Below are 19,358 nucleotides of genomic sequence, written 5' to 3' on the forward strand. Positions count from 1 at the left end.
AAAAAATGGCGCCCCTGGGGGCGCCATTCTTTCGGACCTGAAACGTCGTATTACTTACGCTTCATCGACAGGAAGAACTCGTCGTTGGTCTTGGTGGTTTTCAGCTTGTCGATAAGGAACTCGATGGCTGCAACTTCGTCCATCGGGTGCAGCAGCTTGCGAAGGATCCACATACGCTGCAGTTCGTCGTCGGCAGTCAGCAACTCTTCCCGGCGGGTGCCGGAACGGTTGATGTTGATTGCCGGGAACACGCGTTTTTCCGCGATGCGACGGTCCAAAGGCAGTTCCATGTTGCCGGTACCCTTGAACTCTTCGTAGATCACTTCGTCCATCTTCGAGCCGGTTTCAACCAGCGCGGTGGCGATAATGGTCAGCGAGCCGCCTTCTTCGATGTTCCGCGCGGCGCCGAAGAAACGCTTCGGCTTCTCCAGGGCGTGGGCATCGACACCACCGGTCAATACCTTGCCGGAGCTCGGGATCACGGTGTTGTAAGCACGGGCCAGACGGGTGATGGAGTCGAGCAGGATCACCACGTCCTTCTTGTGTTCGACCAGGCGCTTGGCCTTCTCGATCACCATTTCAGCAACCTGCACGTGGCGGGTTGGCGGCTCATCGAACGTCGAGGCAACCACTTCGCCGCGCACGGTGCGCTGCATTTCGGTCACTTCTTCCGGACGTTCATCGATCAGCAATACGATCAGGTGAACTTCAGGGTTGTTACGCGCGATGTTCGCTGCAATGTTCTGCAGCATGATGGTCTTACCGGCTTTCGGCGGTGCGACGATCAGGCCACGCTGGCCTTTGCCGATCGGAGCGCACAGGTCGATCACGCGACCGGTCAAGTCTTCGGTGGAACCGTTACCGGCTTCCATCTTCATGCGCACAGTCGGGAACAGCGGGGTCAAGTTCTCGAAGAGAATCTTGTTTTTCGCGTTCTCTGGACGATCGAAGTTGATCGTGTCGACCTTGAGCAGGGCGAAGTAACGCTCGCCTTCCTTCGGTGGACGGATCTTGCCAACGATGGTGTCACCGGTGCGCAAGTTGAAGCGACGGATCTGGCTCGGCGAGACGTAGATATCGTCTGGGCCGGCGAGATAGGAAGCGTCTGCAGAGCGGAGGAAGCCGAAGCCGTCCTGGAGAATCTCCAGCACGCCATCACCGGAGATTTCCTCGCCGCTTTTCGCGTGCTTCTTGAGCAGGGAGAAAATCACGTCCTGCTTGCGCGAACGGGCCATATTTTCTATGCCCATTTCTTCGGCCAATTGGAGCAGGTCGGTAATCGGCTTTTGCTTGAGTTCAGTCAGATTCATATAGGAATGACGTAATCATTTATGGAGGGGGGGAAATTAAGCTTTTGGCTTAATGAGGCCGCGCCGCAGAGAAGGCGACAGGATCGCGTACTAATCGAAAAGGAATGCGTCGGCGACGGCTTGCAGGGGGCAGTGGAGAAACCAGTGCGGGGCCGAATGTACCACCTGAATTTCGGAGCGTCTAGCCCTGTTTAACGAAAAAGCCCCGCAATTTGCGGGGCCTTTTTGACGACGCTTAGATGTTGGCGTCGAGGAAAGCTTGCAGCTGGGACTTCGACAGCGCACCTACTTTGGTGGCTTCAACGTTGCCGTTCTTGAACAGCATCAGCGTAGGAATACCGCGCACACCGTGCTTGGCCGGGGTTTCCTGATTGTCGTCGATGTTCAGCTTGGCAATGGTCAGCTTGCCTTCGTAAGTAGTTGCAATGTCGTCCAGGACCGGAGCGATCATTTTGCAAGGGCCGCACCATTCAGCCCAGTAGTCAACCAGCACCGGGCCAGCAGCCTTGAGTACTTCGGCCTCAAAGGTCGCGTCGGTGACGTGCTTGATAAGATCGTTGCTCATGGATGTCTCCGGATTGTAAGCAAAAAAAACGTTGCCCATCATAGCCGCCCTTCCCCCGTTCAGGAAGCCGCCTCTGATTGAGTCTTGCTATGGTGATGCATGAGTTTGGGTATAGCCCAATTCAAGACGCGACGGGACTCACAAAGGTAATGCCGGTGCGTAACGCTGCATTACGTACGTGTTCCTGCATGGTTTTCTGCGCTGTCGCACTCGCACGCCGGGCCAAGGCACGCAAAATTTTGCGATGTTCCTGCCAGGTTTCCATGGCCCGCTCTGGCCGGATGAACGGTAATTTCTGACTTTCCAGGAACACCTCGGCGCTGGCACTGAGAATACTCACCATCGCTTGGTTGCCGCTGGCCAACAGGATGCGCTGGTGAAACTCGAAGTCCAGCCGCGCCGCGGCGTCGAAGTCGCCGGCCTTGAGCACCTTGCGCATCGCCTCAACGTTGTCCTCAAGACTGTCCAGCTCATCGATGGTCAGCGTGACCGCTGCCAGCCCCGCCGCAAACCCCTCCAGCGCATAGCGCAATTGGAAGATATCCAACGGCGTGGCCTGGGCCGCGAAAGGCCAGGCAAAGCCCGGCGCGTCCTCCGCCGCCTGCACGAATACGCCTTTGCCCGGCAGCACGCTGACCACGCCCAACGCACTCAGGGACGATAACGCCTCACGCAACGACGCTCGGCTCACGCCCAACTGCACCGCCAGGTCGCGTTGGGACGGCAACGCGTCGCCTGGCCCGAAGCCCTGCTCCTTGATCAGTTTGCGAATGGCCTGCAGGGCCGCTTCCGGTACGGCTTGGGCGATGGAATTCATAAAAAACTCAAGGTTTCAGTCAGCAGAGCGGCTAGTTGTAAAGCTATTCGCGGCCGGCGGCAAGCCACGCCCCAAAGGGGCTCGCAGGTTTTTGCCGGCGCTCGAAAAGGGTGCGAAAGGCTATGCCACTGTTCAGACCAGTAAGACCAATGAAGCTCAACAAATCCCAGCCTTACAGACGATTTCGAGCCTACTGGCATGGGCTGTGCAATCACGCAAGCAAGCCAAATCCAGAAAATCCTTTCGCCCTTTTCGGAGAGTTGCCATGACTAAGCGCTACAGCGCCCTGCTCACTGCCCTGTTTGCCAGCCTGATGCTGAGCCAGGCACCCGCCCAGGCCAATGGGCTGGACGATATCGTCGCCCGTGGCACCCTTAAGGTAGCCGTGCCCCAGGACTTCCCGCCGTTTGGCTCGGTCGGCCCCGACATGAAGCCGCGCGGCCTGGACATCGATACTGCCAAGCTGCTGGCCGACCAACTCAAGGTCAAGCTGGAGCTGACCCCGGTCAACAGCACCAACCGCATCCCGTTCCTCACCACCGGCAAGGTTGATCTGGTGATCTCCAGCCTGGGCAAAAACCCGGAGCGAGAAAAAGTCATCGACTTCTCCAAGGCTTACGCGCCGTTCTACCTGGCCGTATTCGGCCCACCTGATGCCGCCATCAGCAGCACCGACGACCTTAAGGGCAAGACCATCAGCGTGACCCGTGGCGCCATCGAAGACATCGAGCTGACCGCAGTAGCGCCCAAGGAAGCGACCATCAAGCGCTTCGAAGACAATAACTCCACCATCGCCGCCTACCTGGCAGGCCAGGTCGACCTGATCGCCAGCGGCAACGTGGTGATGGTGGCGATCAGCGAGCGCAACCCGAAACGCGTGCCAGCGCTGAAAGTGAAACTCAAAGATTCGCCGGTGTACGTCGGCGTGAACAAAAACGAGCCGGCGCTGCTGGAGAAGGTCAACCAGATCCTGGTCGCGGCCAAGGCCGATGGCAGCCTGGAAAAGAACGCGATGCAATGGCTGAAAGAGCCGCTGCCCGCCGATCTTTGATACGACGGAGCTGACTCATGGCGTATCAATTTGACTTTGTGCCGGTGCTGGCCAATACCGATCTGCTGTTGCGCGGCGCGTTGTTCACCCTTGAGCTGACAGCCATCGGTGCGATCCTGGGGGTGGCCCTGGGCACCGTCGGCGCGGTGGTGCGGGCGTGGAAGATCCAGCCGTTTGCCTGGTTCTTCGGCGTCTATGTCGAGTTGATCCGCAACACGCCGTTCCTGGTGCAACTGTTCTTCATCTTCTTTGGCCTGCCGTCCCTGGGGCTAAAGATTACCGAGTGGCAAGCCGCCGTATTGGCGATGGTGATCAACCTGGGGGCCTACTCCACGGAGATCATTCGCGCCGGCATCCAGGCCATCCCGCGCGGGCAACTGGAAGCCGCCGCCGCGCTGGCGATGACGCGTTTCGAAGCGTTCCGCCATGTGGTGTTGCTGCCGGCGCTGGGCAAAGTGTGGCCGGCACTGAGCAGCCAGATCATCATCGTGATGCTCGGTTCGGCGGTGTGTTCACAGATCGCCACCGAAGAGCTGAGCTTCGCCGCCAACTTTATTCAGTCGCGTAATTTTCGCGCGTTTGAAACCTATGCCCTGACCACCCTGGTGTACCTGTGCATGGCGTTAATGATTCGCCAGTTGCTCAACTGGATCGGCCGCCGCTTTGTGATGAGGAATAGCCGATGAGTGATTTTTCCTTCTGGGACATCGTACGCAATCTGCTTACGGGCCTTCAGTGGACGCTGTTGCTGTCGCTGGTGGCGTTCATCGGCGGCGGCCTGATCGGCTTGCTGGTGATGACCATGCGCATCAGCAGCAAGGCGTTCGCGCGCAATCTTGCGCGCACCTACATCGAGCTGTTCCAGGGCACGCCGTTGTTGATGCAGCTGTTCCTGGTGTTCTTCGGCATCGCCCTGCTGGGGGTGGATATTTCACCGTGGCTGGCAGCGGCGATTGCCCTGACATTGTTTACCAGCGCCTACCTCGCTGAGATCTGGCGCGGTTGTGTCGACTCCATCGCCCACGGGCAGTGGGAAGCCTCGGCCAGCCTGGCGCTGAATCCGCTTGAACAACTGCGCTACGTGATCCTGCCCCAGGCCCTGCGGATCGCCGTGGCGCCAACGGTGGGGTTCTCGGTGCAGGTGGTCAAAGGCACCGCCGTGACCTCCATCATCGGCTTCACCGAATTGACCAAGACCGGCGGCATGCTCGCCAACGCGACCTTCGAGCCCTTCATGGTCTACGGCCTGGTGGCCCTCGGTTACTTCCTGCTTTGCTACCCCTTGTCCCTCAGTGCTCGCTACCTGGAAAGGAGACTGCATGCCTCTGCTTAGAATTTCCGCCCTGCATAAGTATTACGGCGATCACCACGTCCTCAAGGGCATCGACCTGACGGTTGAAGAAGGCCAAGTGGTGGCGATCATCGGGCGCAGCGGCTCGGGTAAATCCACCCTGCTACGCACCCTCAATGGCCTGGAGTCGATTAACGATGGAGTGATCGAGGTCGACGGCGAATACCTTGATGCCGCCCGTGCTGATTTGCGCAGCCTGCGGCAGAAAGTCGGCATGGTGTTCCAACAGTTCAACCTGTTCCCGCACCTGACGGTGGGTGAAAACGTCATGCTCGCGCCACAAGTGGTGCAGAAAGTACCCAAGGCCAAAGCGGCACAGTTGGCCAAGCAGATGCTGGAACGCGTTGGGCTGGGAGAGAAATTCGACGCTTTCCCAGATCGCTTGTCCGGCGGCCAGCAACAGCGCGTCGCCATTGCCCGGGCCCTGGCTATGTCACCCAAAGTGCTGCTGTGCGATGAAATCACCTCAGCCCTGGACCCGGAGTTGGTCAACGAAGTGCTCAGCGTGGTGCGCCAGCTGGCCAAGGACGGTATGACCTTGATCATGGTGACGCACGAAATGCGCTTCGCCCGGGAAGTCGGTGACAAGCTGGTATTCATGCACCAGGGCAAGGTGCATGAAGTCGGCGATCCAAAACTGCTGTTTGCCAATCCCCAGACCGCTGAGTTGGCAAACTTCATCGGTACAACAGAAGCCCACGCCTGATCGATTAGCCGCCAGGTACCAACTCGAAGCGCCCGCCGCCCTCCAACAACGTTTTATCGCGTACTGAGGCGGCGGCGTTCGAGAGATAGGTGTCAATCTGCACCTGCGCTGAAAACACCCGCCCGCTGACAGGCTGCCCTGCCTTCAACAGCACCAGCGCTTGGTCAGGCCTCAGGTGACCACCGCGCTCCGCCCGGTTGTGCATCGGCGCCAACTCTATCGCCTGGCCATCGAGCACTGGCTGCTGCAGAGTCAGGTCGAACCGCCCCTCCCGACCAAACCTGAAACCTTGACCGTCGGCAGGCACGCCCATAAAACGCAGGGCTATAACCCTAGCATCAGCGCACACCACGCTCACACGCACCATGCGTTTACCCAGGAAAACCCCGCGAGCATCAGGCTTTGAAACGGCGCGCAGAAGCCCGTAATCAATTTGCGGTTGGCTCACTGACAGGTGGCACTCAGAAGCCGACGCCTCAAAAACCGTCAATAGGCTCACCACCGCCGCGAGCATCCCTGACGTCAAAGCACTTTTAGCTGCAGACCGCCGCTGTATTTTCATAAAGTTGGCTTTCATCGATTTGTTCCGACAGTTCGAGTTGCAGTTTGCAGGAGGTCGCGTTCGGCGATGACACGGTCAAGGTTTGTGGCGCGTCGATGTTATTCAGGAAAATCAGGCCGTCTCCGACGACGGAGGTCAGGAATGAATTGTCTGCCGTAAGCACCGAAGCACCTTTGGGTAACGCTTGGCCACTTTGATCGACGGCACGCAACAGCACCCTCCTGACCTTAACCACTTCAAAGTCGACCTTGCTGAATGAGCCTCGTCCAACTTCCAGGGATTGGGTGCCGTTCTTGATATCTACCTGCCGTGGCAGGGATTTGCCTTCCACCTCGACAAGGCTGCTCTGATAAGCGGGCAATCCCGGTATCACCGCCATTCCCCACCGATCGGTCCATACAGGCCCCTGGGGTGTAGTGATACGCGCGCCCGACACATCGCCGACCGACGCAATCCCAAACGTATCCTCGACCCTGTACGGAGACAGCGTCAGCCCCCGTTCATGAGCCACGACCGCGCCTTGCAACTGACCGCTATAGCTGGTGTTGGTCGAGTCCCGGTTGATGCCCAGGCCCAACTGAGCATAACGGGACGTCATGTTCAGCAAACCGCCCTGCGCATGCCGGGCGGCCGTACCAAGGTCGCTGTCAGCGCGCAGTTCATAATTGAGTGTGTCGTCGACGCGTTCGTTGAAGGCTGCGCCAATACTCGATCGACGCCCCTGGTGCCTGGCGGTAGAAGTGAGCGAACGATCACCCCCCAAGGGAACACTGACTTGCAAACGCACGCCTAGCCCATCGTTGTTGTTCTTGTTAGTGCCAGAAGTGCCAACTTGCGAGTCCACGCTCAACCCGACATTGGCGTACCTGAACTGCTTGTTCCAGGCCCCATGGACATACTGAGAGGCGCTACTGTTGAAGTTTGCAGCACGGGTGTATCCAATCGTGAACACACCCAATTGCGGGTCCGCCCAGCTGAGACCTGCCGTGTATTGGTTTTTGAACCGCGAGTTCGCCAACTCACCACTGTCAGCGCGCACACTATCGAGCACATCACGATAGCCAGGTGTCTGGGTCGTAGCGCTCAGGGTCATCTGCACGTCACCCGGCAGCACGCTGCCCAACGAAACGCTATTACGCACACCCCGTACGTTGTTCTTGTCGTCCCGTGAGAGGTTGTTACGCAGACCAACAGAGAATCGCTGCGCGAAACTGCTGTCCAGCGCAAGCCCCACCGAATTGTAATGATCGGTAACCTGCACACCCGAACTGAGGGCCGTGGCGGGGGTGAGCGCCCAGGTCCCGCTTGCCACGGCCAGCATAGGCTCATCGGCACCGCTACGTTCCACATCCCGTATCTTGCCGACGGCCGCGGTATACCCAGACTTCACCGGCATCGCATCGCGAAACGAAGCGGCCGGCACTACAAAGCTACGCTGTCCGCCACGGGTCTCAATGACCCGTACATCAAGGTGACTCGTGCCGTTGAGCAACGGCAGGTTGCTCAATGCAAACGGCCCTTCTGGCACGACTGTTGTGTAGATCAGTGCGCCCGACTGGCGTACCTCTATCCGAGACTGACTAAGGGCCTGGCCTTCGACCACTACTCCATTACCGCCGGCACCGCCGTCGACACCGTCTGGAGACAGTTGGAAACCGGTCAGTTGCACCCCGCCGAACACCGGGCTGTTACCGGATATCTGCCCCACCTGGAGGGTCGACGCCAACCGCGCAATATCCCGTTGCGCATAGGCGTACAGGTGCTCGGCCCCAGACCGACCATCGGTAGAGATATAGAGCTGACGGCTGCGCGCAATCCAATCGCCTACATTAAACCCCACCTCCGTGGACGCCGATAGAAAACGGCCCCTGGCATCGCGCGAATGACTGTTGATGCCTTGCACGTCATAGTTGAGCAAGCCCGCCGCTCCACCTCGAGCGAAATGGCCAGTGGCTCGTTGCGGCTCACGGATCGCCTGGGTGGGAACGACGATCGCTACCTCCTCGTTGCCCGGACGCAGGTTCAATTCCGTGCTGGGAAACTCGGTAAGGAAGTCATGACAGGCCTGGTCAGCAGAAACCTGTTTATCTATCACTGAAGCAGGTACACGCAGCCCTGCTCGGTCCAGCAAGCCACGGGTAAAGCACAACGCCCCTTCATGGTTGAACCGCGCATCGGTCAATCCAACGCGATCACCATTGACCGTCAGATCAACAACCCGAACACCTTCAGTGAATCGTGGCGCGTCTCGAAAATAGCGGGCAACCGAAGGATCGAGTCCGCGATGCTGCAAGATAGTCAGATCGAATTCCAGCGGGTGCGCCCCGGGCCCGGCGTAAACGTGTCCTGCGGCGCCAGAAAACATCGCTACGCAGGCTGAGAGACTGACTCGGTTGAACTTAAAAGGCGCTGCGGCCTTTTTACCCCCACACCGTTTTTTACCAACAGCGCCGGTAACCTCGTTTATTTTTCCCATACGAGGTCAAGGCATGTTGGCTAGGAGCAAGGCATCGTAGTTGTCTACGGTAAATCCATAAACAGTGGCAGGCATGATGGTGACTGACGTGGCATCAGGGTGAGCGCTTGAAAATTCAGCGCTCAGCACCTCACCCGGCAAGATATAGGTGCGTGAAAGATAGGCTTTGGCTTTTTGCGGGTTCAGTTGCACCTCGGCGGCCAAACGAACGACATAGGGACTGTCGTTATGCACGCTCAACGTTTTGCCCTGCAGGCGCCAGGTCAGTAACTCCCAAGGCGCATTGTGCTGTGGCAGGCCCTTGGGATGGAGAATCAGCGGCAGGTTTTGTCGCAGGCTGATACCGATCGTCGCACCCGAGCCTGGCTGGGTTTGTGGGATACCCTCGAAGGTGACACGCTTCAAACGCTGAGTCTTGAGCGGTTCCTTGCCAATCAACATGAACCTCACCATTTGCAGTTGGCCACCATCCACCCTTGCAACCGGGGGAGTGACAACCACCAAGGGTTCCAGGTCTTCCGGAACATCTTCAATAGCCGAATGGAGTAGCGCAGGCCCGACGTCAGTATTTTTGACGTTAATACTGGCCTCGCTATCGGACTCATTTAGCACAATGACAGTGGTTTCAGGCTCCATGCCATCGGCGTACGCCACACCGCATAAAAGAAAGTTAACGCACACGCTAAACGCTAAAAAGAACTTCGACTTGGAGACGATACACATCCGACGTTTCCTTTACTTCGAACACAGCAAAACAGTCAGAACACGTTAAAACTTCAAACACCTAAAGTTTCAACGTGTGCTGACCGACTCAACATTGCTTACAAGTAACGTAACTCTAAGGTGGCATGGCCATCCAGATTGATACCCTCACCGACGGAGAAAGCAGAGGTCTTGTTGATAACCCCTTGCACTTGCAAGTTTCCGGAAACCACTGAAAGCTTAATCGGCGTAGTGGTCCCAGACGCCCAGCTTGTCAAATGCGGAGGCTGTGCCAGGGCCCCGTCGCCGACGGACCAAGTAACGCCGTTATTGTTCGAACCATTAACCCTGACCGTTTTACCGTCAGCAACGGTATTGGCCATGAACATAACGTAACCGCCAACTTTCTCACCTTTGGATGACGTGCCTAGCCCATAGTTAAAGGTGTCAACATAGGTCTGATTAAATGCACTTCGCATCATACCAGGCACTTTACTGCTTGCACGATTGTCCTGTGTCTTGATGCTTACCAAAGTAGGTGCATCGCATTTGACGGTAAAGGGCGTGCTTTTTTTATCCAACTTTGTGTAATGGGTGGCACTTAGCGAACTCGGTCGAATCATACCGTAATCAAATACCGAGTTGACTATCGTAAAGCTGCAGCTTGCGGGCGCGATGGTTCCTTTAACACGGACATCCGCTGCTTGGGCATTGAGCCCCGTCGCAGCCAAACATACACCCATCATTACAATAATTTTATTTTTCAAACTTATCACCTTTAACAAAAAAATGGATAGCCACAGATAAAACTCGCCCATAGGCCTGGCACTGAAAAAATTCACTGCAGAGCGCCGTCGCCCCGCCGAAAAGCAATCAGCCCCAGTTGACCATTAGGGTAGTTATGTTCAGATGTACTTCAGTTCCAGCGTGGCATGACCGTCCAGCTTGATTTCATTACTGAGGCTGAGAGCGGATGTCTTATTAAGAATGGCCCGAACGTTTAGCGTACCGGACAGCGTGGAAAACTTCAGCGGTGTAAGGTCACCCGACCACCAGCTGGTCAATACAGGAGTTTGCGCCATGGCACCGGCGATACCGCGCCAAACGCCACCATTGTCGAATGACTGCATAATATTGACAGCCTTGCCATCAGCCACCGAACTTCTCATGTATAAAATATAACCGCCGATATGTTCACCATTACCGGTATTACCAAGCCCGTAGTTATAGCTATCATTGTACTGCGAGCCATATTGAAGTGTTATGCCACCCACTTTACTTGCCGCACGATTATCCGTTGCACTTATAGCGACCCGAGCTTGTGCAGCACACTTTATGACGAACGGAGTGCTTTTGTTTGGTAACGGATTATATTGGGTGGCGCTTAAAGAGCTCGGATTGATTTTGCCATAATCAATGGTCGAATTTGTGAGTGTAAAACTGCAACTGGAAGGTGCAATGGAGCCTTTGACACGTAAGTCCGCAGCTTGAACGCTCAGGCAAGCAACTGCAAGGAACACGCCCCCAAGCAAAGCACTTTTATTTTTCATATACAGTCCACCTTACTATCAAAGATCATTTATCCGCGTACAACTAAAAACTCAAACTATCTAAAAGCCAATCTTACAAGCCCACATTTAAAAGCTGCCCACACCGAACGCTCAACTATAAATAAATAACACCTAGGCAAAATCGCCGGACCGAAGTATTAACACTCCACCCCTTCAATTAAACCGGAAAAAATATCAATGATTGTAAGAGTACTCAGCGGCAGCCATTCCACACTGGAATATTCGTTGTGCGAATCAAAACAACAACTTGGAGGACTAATACAGAAGCATGTAGGAATTAGTTACCAACCCCATAAATAAAGCCCCAGAAATCAAGGACTACGGCATCTGTTAACTTTGTAATGCAATCGTCATGAAAATCTCCTACAACCCGCATCGGCAATTTCCGCTGAAGCCCTGATTGGAAATCCTATGGCGCTACGCGTTGGCGCCAGCGGTCGATCGTGGCACGATGGTCAGGTTATCGACCGAGACCCCCAAACCATGCCGCAATCCCAAGCCAAGAATCTGTCCCTGATCGCCGCCATAGACCTGGGTTCCAATAGCTTTCACATGGTCGTGGCCAAGGCCCAGAACGGCGAAATCCGCATCCTTGAACGGCTCGGCGAGAAAGTGCAACTGGCTGCCGGGATCGACGACGCCCGCCAGCTCAATGAAGAATCCATGCAGCGCGGGCTCGATTGCCTCAAGCGTTTTGCGCAGCTGATTAACGGTATGCCCCTGGGCGCGGTGCGGATTGTCGGCACTAATGCCCTGCGCGAAGCGCGCAATCGCGGCGAATTCATCCGCCGCGCCGAGGAAATCCTCGGCCACCCGGTAGAAGTCATCTCCGGCCGTGAAGAAGCGCGCCTGATCTATCTAGGCGTGTCCCACACCTTGGCCGACACCCCCGGCAAGCGTCTGGTGGCGGACATCGGCGGCGGCAGTACCGAGTTCATCATTGGCCAGCGTTTCGAACCGCTGCTGCGCGAAAGCCTGCAGATGGGTTGCGTCAGCTATACCCAACGTTACTTTAAGGACGGCAAGATCACTCCGGCGCGCTACGCCCAGGCCTACACCGCAGCGCGGCTGGAAATCATGAGTATCGAACACGCCCTGCACCGCCTGACCTGGGATGAGGCCATCGGCTCGTCTGGCACCATCCGTGCTATCGGCCTGGCACTCAAAGCCGGCGGCCATGGCACGGGTGAGGTCAACGCCGAAGGCCTGGCGTGGCTCAAGCGCAAGCTATTCAAACTGGGGGACGCCGAGAAAATCGACTTCGACGGCATCAAGCCCGACCGTCGCACCATTTTCCCGGCCGGCCTGGCGATTCTCGAAGCCATCTTCGACGCCCTCGAACTGCAACGCATGGACCACTGTGACGGCGCCCTGCGCGAAGGTGTGCTCTACGACCTGCTGGGCCGCCATCACCACGAGGACGTACGTGAGCGCACGCTCAGCTCGCTGATGGAGCGTTATCACGTCGACCTGGAACAAGCCGCCCGTGTGGAACGCAAAGCCTTGCACGCGTTCGACCAAGTGGCCGAGGACTGGGACCTGGAAGACGGCGTATGGCGAGAGCTGCTGGGCTGGGCCGCCAAGGTGCATGAGGTAGGCCTGGATATCGCCCACTACCACTACCACAAGCACGGCGCCTACCTGATCGAGCACTCCGACCTGGCCGGGTTCTCCCGGGAAGACCAGCAGATGCTCGCACTGCTGGTGCGCGGCCATCGTCGCAATATTCCCAAGGATAAGTTTGCCGAGTTCGGTGATGAAGGCATCAAGCTGATCCGCCTGTGCGTACTGCTGCGCTTCGCGATCCTGTTCCACCACATTCGCGGCACCCAGGAAATGCCCCAGGTGAGCCTGCGCGCCAATGGCGAGAGCCTGGATGTCGTGTTCCCGAAAGGCTGGCTGGATGAGAACCAACTGACCCAGGCGGACTTCGCCCAGGAAGCGGAGTGGCTTACACGAGTGGGGTTCAGCCTGAACCTGCGTTAGAGAACACCGGAAACAACTGTGGGAGGGGGCTTGCTCCCGATGGCGGTGGACCAGTCAATGAATCTGTTGACTGACACTCCCTCATCGGGAGCAAGCCCCCTCCCACATTTTCAGACCGCGTCGGTGCTTAGTTCACCGACAGAATCGGACTGCCCAACTTCTCCAGCAACGTCGCCTGCGCACTGCGTGGATTCTGGTTGCCGGTCGGCGTGTTGCGCACGTAACGGCCGTCGGATTGCAGGCTCCAGCTGTGGGTGTTGTCGGTCAGGTAGCTTTCCAGCTCTTTCTTGACCCGCATGATCAGCTTCTTGCCCTCTACTGGGAAGCAGGTCTCCACACGCTTATCCAGGTTGCGCTCCATCCAGTCGGCACTGGACAGGAACATCTGCTCTTCGCCGCCGTTGAGGAAGTAGAACACCCGCGTGTGCTCTAGGAAGCGCCCAATGATCGAACGCACATGGATATTGTGCGACACGCCAACAATGCCCGGACGCAGGCAGCACATGCCACGCACCACCAAGTCGATACGCACGCCGGACTGGCTGGCCTTGTACAGCGCGCGGATGATCTTCGGATCGGTCAGCGAGTTGAACTTAGCAATGATGTGCGCCGGTTTGCCGTCGAGGGCGAACTGGGTTTCGCGGGCAATCATGTCGAGCATGCCCTTCTTCAGGGTGAACGGCGCGTGCAGCAGCTTCTTCATGCGCAAGGTCTTGCCCATGCCGATTAACTGGCTGAACAACTTGCCGACGTCTTCACACAAGGCGTCGTCGGAAGTCAGCAGGCTGTAGTCGGTATAGAGCTTGGCGTTGCCAGCGTGGTAGTTGCCGGTACCCAAGTGGGCGTAGCGCACGATCTCACCCGCTTCGCGGCGCAGGATCAGCATCATCTTGGCGTGTGTCTTGAAGCCAACCACGCCGTAGATCACCACCGCGCCGGCCGCTTGCAGACGACTGGCCAGTTGCAGGTTGGACTCTTCGTCGAACCGCGCACGCAACTCAATCACCGCGGTGACTTCCTTGCCGTTGCGCGCAGCGTCCACCAGGGCATCGACGATTTCCGAGTTGGCGCCGCTGCGGTACAGGGTCTGGCGTACGGCCAACACGTGCGGGTCCTTGGCGGCCTGGCGCAGCAGGTCGACCACCGGAGTGAAGGACTCGAACGGGTGCAGCAGCAGGATGTCCTGCTTGCTCACAACGCTGAAGATGTTCTCGCTGTTTTGCAGCAGTTTCGGGATCTGCGGCGTGAACGGCGTGTATTGCAGCTCCGGGTGGCTGTCCAGGCCGGTGATGCTGAACAGACGCGTAAGGTTCACCGGACCGTTGACCTGATACAACTCGGTCTCGCCCAGGTTGAACTGCTTGAGCAGGTAGTCCGACAGGTGTTTCGGGCAGGTGTCGGCCACTTCCAGGCGAACCGCATCGCCGTAGCGCCGCGAGAACAGCTCGCCGCGCAGGGCACGGGCCAAGTCTTCGACGTCTTCGGAGTCGAGCGCCAGGTCGGCGTTACGGGTCAGGCGGAACTGGTAGCAGCCCTTGACCTTCATGCCTTGGAACAGATCATCGGCGTGGGCGTGGATCATCGAGGACAGGAATACATAGTTGTCGCCAGCGCCCCCCACCTCTTCCGGCACCTTGATGATCCGTGGCAGCAAACGCGGCGCCGGGATGATCGCCAGGCCGGAATCGCGACCGAAGGCGTCGATACCTTCCAGCTCAACGATGAAGTTGAGGCTCTTGTTCACCAGCAACGGGAACGGGTGCGTCGGGTCGAGGCCGATCGGCGTGATGATTGGCGCGATCTCGTCACGGAAATAGCGACGCACCCACGTTTTGATCTTGGTGGTCCAGTGACGGCGACGGATGAAGCGGACCTGATGTTTTTCCAGCTCCGGCAGCAGGATGTCGTTGAGGATCGCGTATTGGCGGTCCACATGGCCGTGCACCAGCTCGCTGATGCGCGCCAACGCCTGGTGCGGTTGCAGGCCGTCGGCGCCGGCTTGTTCGCGGGCGAAGGTGATCTGCTTTTTGAGGCCGGCAACACGGATCTCGAAGAACTCGTCCAGGTTGCTGGAGAAAATCAGCAGGAATTTCAGCCGCTCCAGCAACGGGTAGGACTCATCCAGCGCCTGTTCCAGCACGCGGATGTTGAATTGCAGTTGCGACAGCTCGCGGTGGATGTAAAGGCTGCTGTCATCCAGGTTGGTCACCATCGGCACTGGCGCCGGCGCTGGTACTTCGGCCACCACGGCAGGCGGAGCCGGTTCCAGCTCCGGCGGGGTCTCGGCGACTTGTTCAACCACCGGGTGAGCGTCTTTTACTGCAACTTCGGAGAGTCCTTCGGTATTCATCGAGTGTTCCTGTGAGGGCTATTGTTGCTCTCTAAGCAATTGGGCGGCGCGGGCGGCAAAGTAGGTCAGAATGCCATCAGCTCCGGCACGTTTAAAGGCCGTCAGGGATTCCAGAATCACCCCTTCACTCAACCATCCATTCTGTATTGCAGCCATGTGCATGGCGTATTCGCCGCTGACCTGATAGACAAAGGTCGGCACCTTGAATTCATCTTTGACCCGCCAAAGGATGTCCAGGTACGGCATCCCCGGCTTGACCATCACCATGTCAGCGCCTTCGGCCAGATCGGCCGCCACTTCGTGCAAGGCTTCATGGCTATTGGCAGGATCCATCTGGTAAGAGGCCTTGTTGGCCTTGCCCAAATTCAGTGCCGAGCCCACCGCGTCCCGGAACGGGCCGTAGTAGGCGCTGGCGTACTTCGCTGAATAGGCCATGATTCGCACATTGACGTGGCCGGCCAGCTCCAGGGCTTCGCGAATCGCCTGGATGCGGCCGTCCATCATGTCCGAAGGTGCGACCACCTGGGCGCCTGCCGCGGCGTGCGACAACGCCTGCCTGACCAACGCATCGACGGTGATGTCGTTCTGAACATAGCCGTCTTCGTCCAGGATGCCATCCTGACCGTGGGTGGTGAACGGGTCCAACGCCACGTCGGTGATCACCCCCAACTCAGGGAAACGCTCGCGCAGAGCACGTGTTGCGCGCTGGGCGATCCCTTGCGGGTTCCAGGCTTCGGCCGCATCGAGGGACTTGAGTTCAGCCGGCGTGACCGGGAACAGCGCCAACGCCGGAATCCCCAGTTCGACCCAACCCGCCGCCTCTTCCAGCAGCAGATCAATGGTCAGACGCTCCACCCCCGGCATCGACGCAACGGCTTCTCGACGATTTTCGCCATCGAGCACAAACACCGGCAGGATCAGATCATTCGTCGTCAGTACGTTTTCACGAACCAGACGGCGAGAAAAATCATCACGGCGATTGCGACGCAGACGAGTGGCTGGGAACAGGCGATTGGCAGGGGTAAAGCTCACGACAGACTCCTGAGCCCGGGTTTACGGGCGAGCGTTGCAGTTATAAGCGGCCATTATGACGAAGGTATGACAGTTGTGCTTATCGATGCGACCTGTAGTCGCATTCGTCGTTTATGTAGGAATTGTTCACTTCGTGACACATCTCGATACTTTCATGAATGTTCACGAAGGCGTAGGCTGCGCGTTCATTTCGCCAGCACCCAGACCATGCTTCAACAATTTCTGCATGACTTCGGCTACTTTGCCCTCTTCCTCGGGACGTTCTTTGAAGGCGAGACCATTCTGGTGCTCGCAGGCTTCCTGGCGTTCCGTGGCTACATGGATATCAACCTGGTGGTGGTCGTTGCCTTCTTTGGCAGCTACGCCGGCGACCAGCTTTGGTATTACATGGGGCGCAAGCACGGCCGCAAACTGCTGGCACGCAAGCCGCGCTGGCAACTGATGGGCGACAAAGCACTGGAACACATCCGCAAACACCCGGATATCTGGGTGCTGAGTTTCCGCTTCGTCTACGGATTGCGCACGGTGATGCCGGTCGCGATTGGTCTGTCGGGCTACCCGCCACTGCGCTACCTGATCCTCAACGGGATCGGTGCTGCCATCTGGGCAGCGGCTTTGGGTGCGGCGGCTTATCACTTCGGCGCAGTACTGGAAGGCATGCTCGGCAGCGTCAAAAAGTACGAATTGTGGGTGCTCGGCGCGTTGTTGTTACTAGGCTTTGGCCTGTGGCTGCGGCGCCGCTTCAAGAACGCTCGAATCGCCCGCCAGGCCTGTGCAGATGCCAAGGCCCGGCTCGCGGCCGAGCCTGCCTCGATCGAAGCGCCTAAGACACCAGTCGAGTAAGCCGGCTTCTACAGCAGTAGAGGCCGATCACGCTGAGCAGGCTATAACTCAGCAGCCCAAGCCAGCCCAAGTGGCTGGCCGGCCACAGCCCCACCTGCGGTGCCAGCCACACCAGCGGTACATTCAATGCCAGCCGTACCAGCTCAGCCTTCAAGGTCCACGGGCGATTCTCCAGAGCCACGCCCAACGTAAACAACCCAAACGCCATCGCACCCCAGCCCACAATCAGCGCGGTGGCGGGCAAACCCTCGCCGAAATTCATCAAATAGCTGCCAAACCCCACATACGCGGCAAACTGCAGGGCGATGTACACCTGTTGGCGCGCGTCCAGCGGCACGTCGAATTTGCGGAACTGGCTCAAATCAGGCTTGGCCAGGGGGTATTTGGCCTTCACGTCCGCAGGGCGCCAGCCGGTGCGCATGAACCAGATGCGCAGCTTGTCCCACTTACTCTCGGTACGCCGTGCATCGCTCCAAAGCTGCGCATAAAACTGCAAGTTGGCCCACAGCGGGTTCCAACTCGCCAAGGGGGTCGTCACACCAAAAACCACCGGTTCGTTGTCGTCTTCTTCCTGGAAGGTGCCGAACAGCCGGTCCCAAAGAATGAACACCCCGCCGTAGTTGCGATCCATGTAAAGAGCGTTCTGTGCATGGTGGGCCCGATGATTGGATGGCGTGACGAAGAACCACTCGAACCAGCCGAGCTTGGGCACATGACGGGTGTGCACCCAGAATTGATAGAGCAGGTTGAGCGAGGCGACGCTGATGAATACCACCAACGGCACACCGAGCACGGCCAGGGGCAGGTAGAAAATCCAGCTCAGCAGAAACCCGGTGCTGGTCTGGCGCAGGGCGGTGCTGAGGTTGTAGTCCTCGCTCTGATGATGCACCGAGTGCGCGGCCCACAGGATATTGCGCTCGTGCCCCATCCGGTGCAGCCAGTAGTAGCAGAAGTCGTAGAGCACAAAGGCGAAGACCCAGGTCCAGACACTCTGGGCAGGCAGTTCGATCAGCGCCAAGTGCTTGAGGGCGAATGCGTAGGTCAGCAGCCCGACGCCCTTGGTCAACAACCCCGTGGTGGTGGACAGCACGCCGGTGCTGAGGCTGTTGATGGCGTCCGCGACCCGGTAGTTGCGCTGACCGCGCCAACGGTCAGCGAGCAATTCCACCACGATCAGGGCGATGAAAAACGGTACCGCGTAAGGCACGAAGTCCATGAGCTAGTCCGGTCTATTGTTGTGGCATCAAGATTAGGTGCAGCGACGCGAGATCCCATTGGCAACAGGTTACAAATTAGTAGACATTTAACGCCAAGACCCCAGGAGAAATGCCCATGAGCAAAAAGATTGCAGTGATCCTTTCCGGCTGCGGCGTGTATGACGGCGCAGAGATCCAAGAAAGCGTGATCACCCTGCTGCGCCTGGACCAGCGCGGCGCTCAGGTCCAATGCTTTGCCCCCGACATTCCACAGCTGCACGTAGTCAACCATCTCACCGGTGAAGAGATGCCTGAGTCACGTAATGTGCTGGTGGAGTCGGCGCGCATTGCCCGAGGCGAGGTGAAGGACATCAAAGAGGCCAATGCCGAAGAGTTCGATGCGTTGATCGTGCCCGGCGGGTTTGGTGCGGCGAAGAACCTGTCGGACTTTGCTGTGAAAGGCGCAGAGTGCAGCGTTAATCCACAAGTATTGGCACTGGCTGAAGCCTTTGCCGAAGCCGGAAAGCCGGTCGGGCTGATCTGCATCTCACCGGCCCTGGCCGCAAAAATCTACGGCCCAGGGGTGACCTGCACCATCGGCAACGACACCGACACCGTCGCAGCCCTGGACAAAATGGGCGCCTCCCATCAGGAGTGCGCGGTTGAAGATATCGCCGAAGACACGGCGCGCAAGCTCGTGAGTACGCCGGCCTATATGCTCGGCAAGAACATCAGCGAGGTGGCTTCAGGCATCAACAAGCTGGTGGATCGGGTGTTGGAGCTGACCCACGAAAACGACTGATCCGCTCACACAACACTAGATTGTGGTGAGCGGGCTTG

Annotated in this window: 18 protein-coding genes; 7 read left to right on the top strand and 11 right to left on the bottom strand. The window is 57.9% G+C overall.

All coding sequences use genetic code 11. The features are described from left to right. Positions 1-50: 50 nt before the first annotated feature. From rho to LRO94_RS27585, 3 genes are all read right to left on the bottom strand, one after another. A complete protein-coding gene (gene rho / locus LRO94_RS27575) occupies positions 51-1,310 on the bottom strand; it encodes a transcription termination factor Rho (RefSeq protein WP_003176825.1) in 1,260 nt (419 codons plus the stop codon). Between the two features lie 235 nt (positions 1,311-1,545). Next, complete coding sequence (gene trxA / locus LRO94_RS27580) at positions 1,546-1,875, bottom strand: thioredoxin TrxA (protein ID WP_015886460.1); 330 nt, start codon at positions 1,873-1,875, stop codon at positions 1,546-1,548. A gap of 121 nt (positions 1,876-1,996) precedes the next feature. Further along, positions 1,997-2,692 (bottom strand): FadR/GntR family transcriptional regulator, encoded by a 696-nt coding sequence (locus LRO94_RS27585; RefSeq protein WP_032884308.1) that lies wholly within the window; start codon positions 2,690-2,692, stop codon positions 1,997-1,999. Positions 2,693-2,957: 265 nt separating this feature from the next. Between LRO94_RS27585 and LRO94_RS27590 the strand changes: the two genes are divergently transcribed. Genes LRO94_RS27590 through LRO94_RS27605 form a run of 4 tightly spaced genes read left to right on the top strand, consistent with a single transcriptional unit; the run spans position 2,958 to position 5,800 of the window. After that, the gene (locus LRO94_RS27590; protein ID WP_017530859.1) at positions 2,958-3,743 is read left to right on the top strand and encodes a transporter substrate-binding domain-containing protein; all 786 of its coding nucleotides are present in this window, start codon (positions 2,958-2,960) and stop codon (positions 3,741-3,743) included. 17 nt (positions 3,744-3,760) lie between these two features. Then, a complete protein-coding gene (locus LRO94_RS27595) occupies positions 3,761-4,429 on the top strand; it encodes an amino acid ABC transporter permease (protein WP_017736949.1) in 669 nt (222 codons plus the stop codon). Further along, positions 4,426-5,076, top strand: a complete 651-nt coding sequence (locus LRO94_RS27600; RefSeq protein ID WP_095185177.1) for an amino acid ABC transporter permease — start codon at positions 4,426-4,428, stop codon at positions 5,074-5,076. The genes LRO94_RS27595 and LRO94_RS27600 overlap by 4 nt, the downstream gene beginning before the upstream one ends. After that, complete coding sequence (locus LRO94_RS27605; protein WP_032884313.1) at positions 5,063-5,800, top strand: amino acid ABC transporter ATP-binding protein; 738 nt, start codon at positions 5,063-5,065, stop codon at positions 5,798-5,800. The genes LRO94_RS27600 and LRO94_RS27605 overlap by 14 nt, the downstream gene beginning before the upstream one ends. 4 nt (positions 5,801-5,804) lie before the next feature. On the opposite strand, the gene LRO94_RS27610 is transcribed toward LRO94_RS27605, so the two are convergent. The 5 genes from LRO94_RS27610 to LRO94_RS27630 all read right to left on the bottom strand — a co-directional run bounded on the left by LRO94_RS27610 (position 5,805) and on the right by LRO94_RS27630 (position 11,090). Beyond that, the gene (locus LRO94_RS27610) at positions 5,805-6,377 is read right to left on the bottom strand and encodes a DUF1120 domain-containing protein (RefSeq protein WP_233896914.1); all 573 of its coding nucleotides are present in this window, start codon (positions 6,375-6,377) and stop codon (positions 5,805-5,807) included. Further along, entirely contained in the window at positions 6,334-8,838 is a 2,505-nt protein-coding gene (locus LRO94_RS27615) for a fimbria/pilus outer membrane usher protein (protein ID WP_233896920.1), read from the bottom strand. Before LRO94_RS27615 ends, LRO94_RS27610 begins: the two co-directional genes overlap by 44 nt. A 6-nt stretch (positions 8,839-8,844) precedes the next feature. Further along, complete coding sequence (locus LRO94_RS27620; protein ID WP_179179757.1) at positions 8,845-9,561, bottom strand: fimbria/pilus chaperone family protein; 717 nt, start codon at positions 9,559-9,561, stop codon at positions 8,845-8,847. A 98-nt stretch (positions 9,562-9,659) separates the two neighbouring features. Beyond that, positions 9,660-10,382, bottom strand: coding sequence for a DUF1120 domain-containing protein (locus LRO94_RS27625; RefSeq protein WP_155989931.1), 723 nt, complete (start codon positions 10,380-10,382; stop codon positions 9,660-9,662). Positions 10,383-10,445: 63 nt separating this feature from the next. Beyond that, positions 10,446-11,090: a DUF1120 domain-containing protein gene (locus LRO94_RS27630; RefSeq protein ID WP_179179756.1), complete on the bottom strand. Its 645-nt coding sequence runs from the start codon at positions 11,088-11,090 to the stop codon at positions 10,446-10,448. Positions 11,091-11,594: 504 nt separating this feature from the next. On the opposite strand from LRO94_RS27630, the gene ppx reads away from it, so the two are divergent. Beyond that, positions 11,595-13,097 (top strand): exopolyphosphatase, encoded by a 1,503-nt coding sequence (ppx, locus tag LRO94_RS27635; RefSeq protein ID WP_032884523.1) that lies wholly within the window; start codon positions 11,595-11,597, stop codon positions 13,095-13,097. A 127-nt stretch (positions 13,098-13,224) separates the two neighbouring features. On the opposite strand, the gene ppk1 is transcribed toward ppx, so the two are convergent. Together ppk1 and hemB are read right to left on the bottom strand one after the other, a co-directional pair. Then, on the bottom strand, positions 13,225-15,447 hold the full coding sequence (ppk1, locus tag LRO94_RS27640; RefSeq protein WP_032884322.1) for a polyphosphate kinase 1: 2,223 nt from the start codon (positions 15,445-15,447) through the stop codon (positions 13,225-13,227). A gap of 18 nt (positions 15,448-15,465) precedes the next feature. After that, the gene (hemB, locus tag LRO94_RS27645) at positions 15,466-16,479 is read right to left on the bottom strand and encodes a porphobilinogen synthase (RefSeq protein ID WP_032884324.1); all 1,014 of its coding nucleotides are present in this window, start codon (positions 16,477-16,479) and stop codon (positions 15,466-15,468) included. Positions 16,480-16,686: 207 nt separating this feature from the next. Here hemB and LRO94_RS27650 point away from each other — a divergent pair, with 207 nt between their 5' ends. Further along, positions 16,687-17,322 carry a DedA family protein gene (locus LRO94_RS27650; RefSeq protein WP_032884326.1) on the top strand — a complete coding sequence of 212 codons (636 nt, stop codon included), beginning with the start codon at positions 16,687-16,689 and terminating at the stop codon, positions 17,320-17,322. On the opposite strand, the gene LRO94_RS27655 is transcribed toward LRO94_RS27650, so the two are convergent. Further along, on the bottom strand, positions 17,303-18,538 hold the full coding sequence (locus LRO94_RS27655) for a sterol desaturase family protein (RefSeq protein WP_032884328.1): 1,236 nt from the start codon (positions 18,536-18,538) through the stop codon (positions 17,303-17,305). The genes LRO94_RS27650 and LRO94_RS27655 overlap by 20 nt on opposite strands. Positions 18,539-18,654: 116 nt before the next feature. On the opposite strand from LRO94_RS27655, the gene elbB reads away from it, so the two are divergent. Beyond that, positions 18,655-19,320, top strand: a complete 666-nt coding sequence (elbB, locus tag LRO94_RS27660; RefSeq protein WP_032884330.1) for an isoprenoid biosynthesis glyoxalase ElbB — start codon at positions 18,655-18,657, stop codon at positions 19,318-19,320. Positions 19,321-19,358: the final 38 nt, after the last annotated feature.

The organism is Pseudomonas sivasensis, assembly GCF_021391435.1.
Lineage (GTDB): Bacteria > Pseudomonadota > Gammaproteobacteria > Pseudomonadales > Pseudomonadaceae > Aquipseudomonas > Aquipseudomonas sivasensis.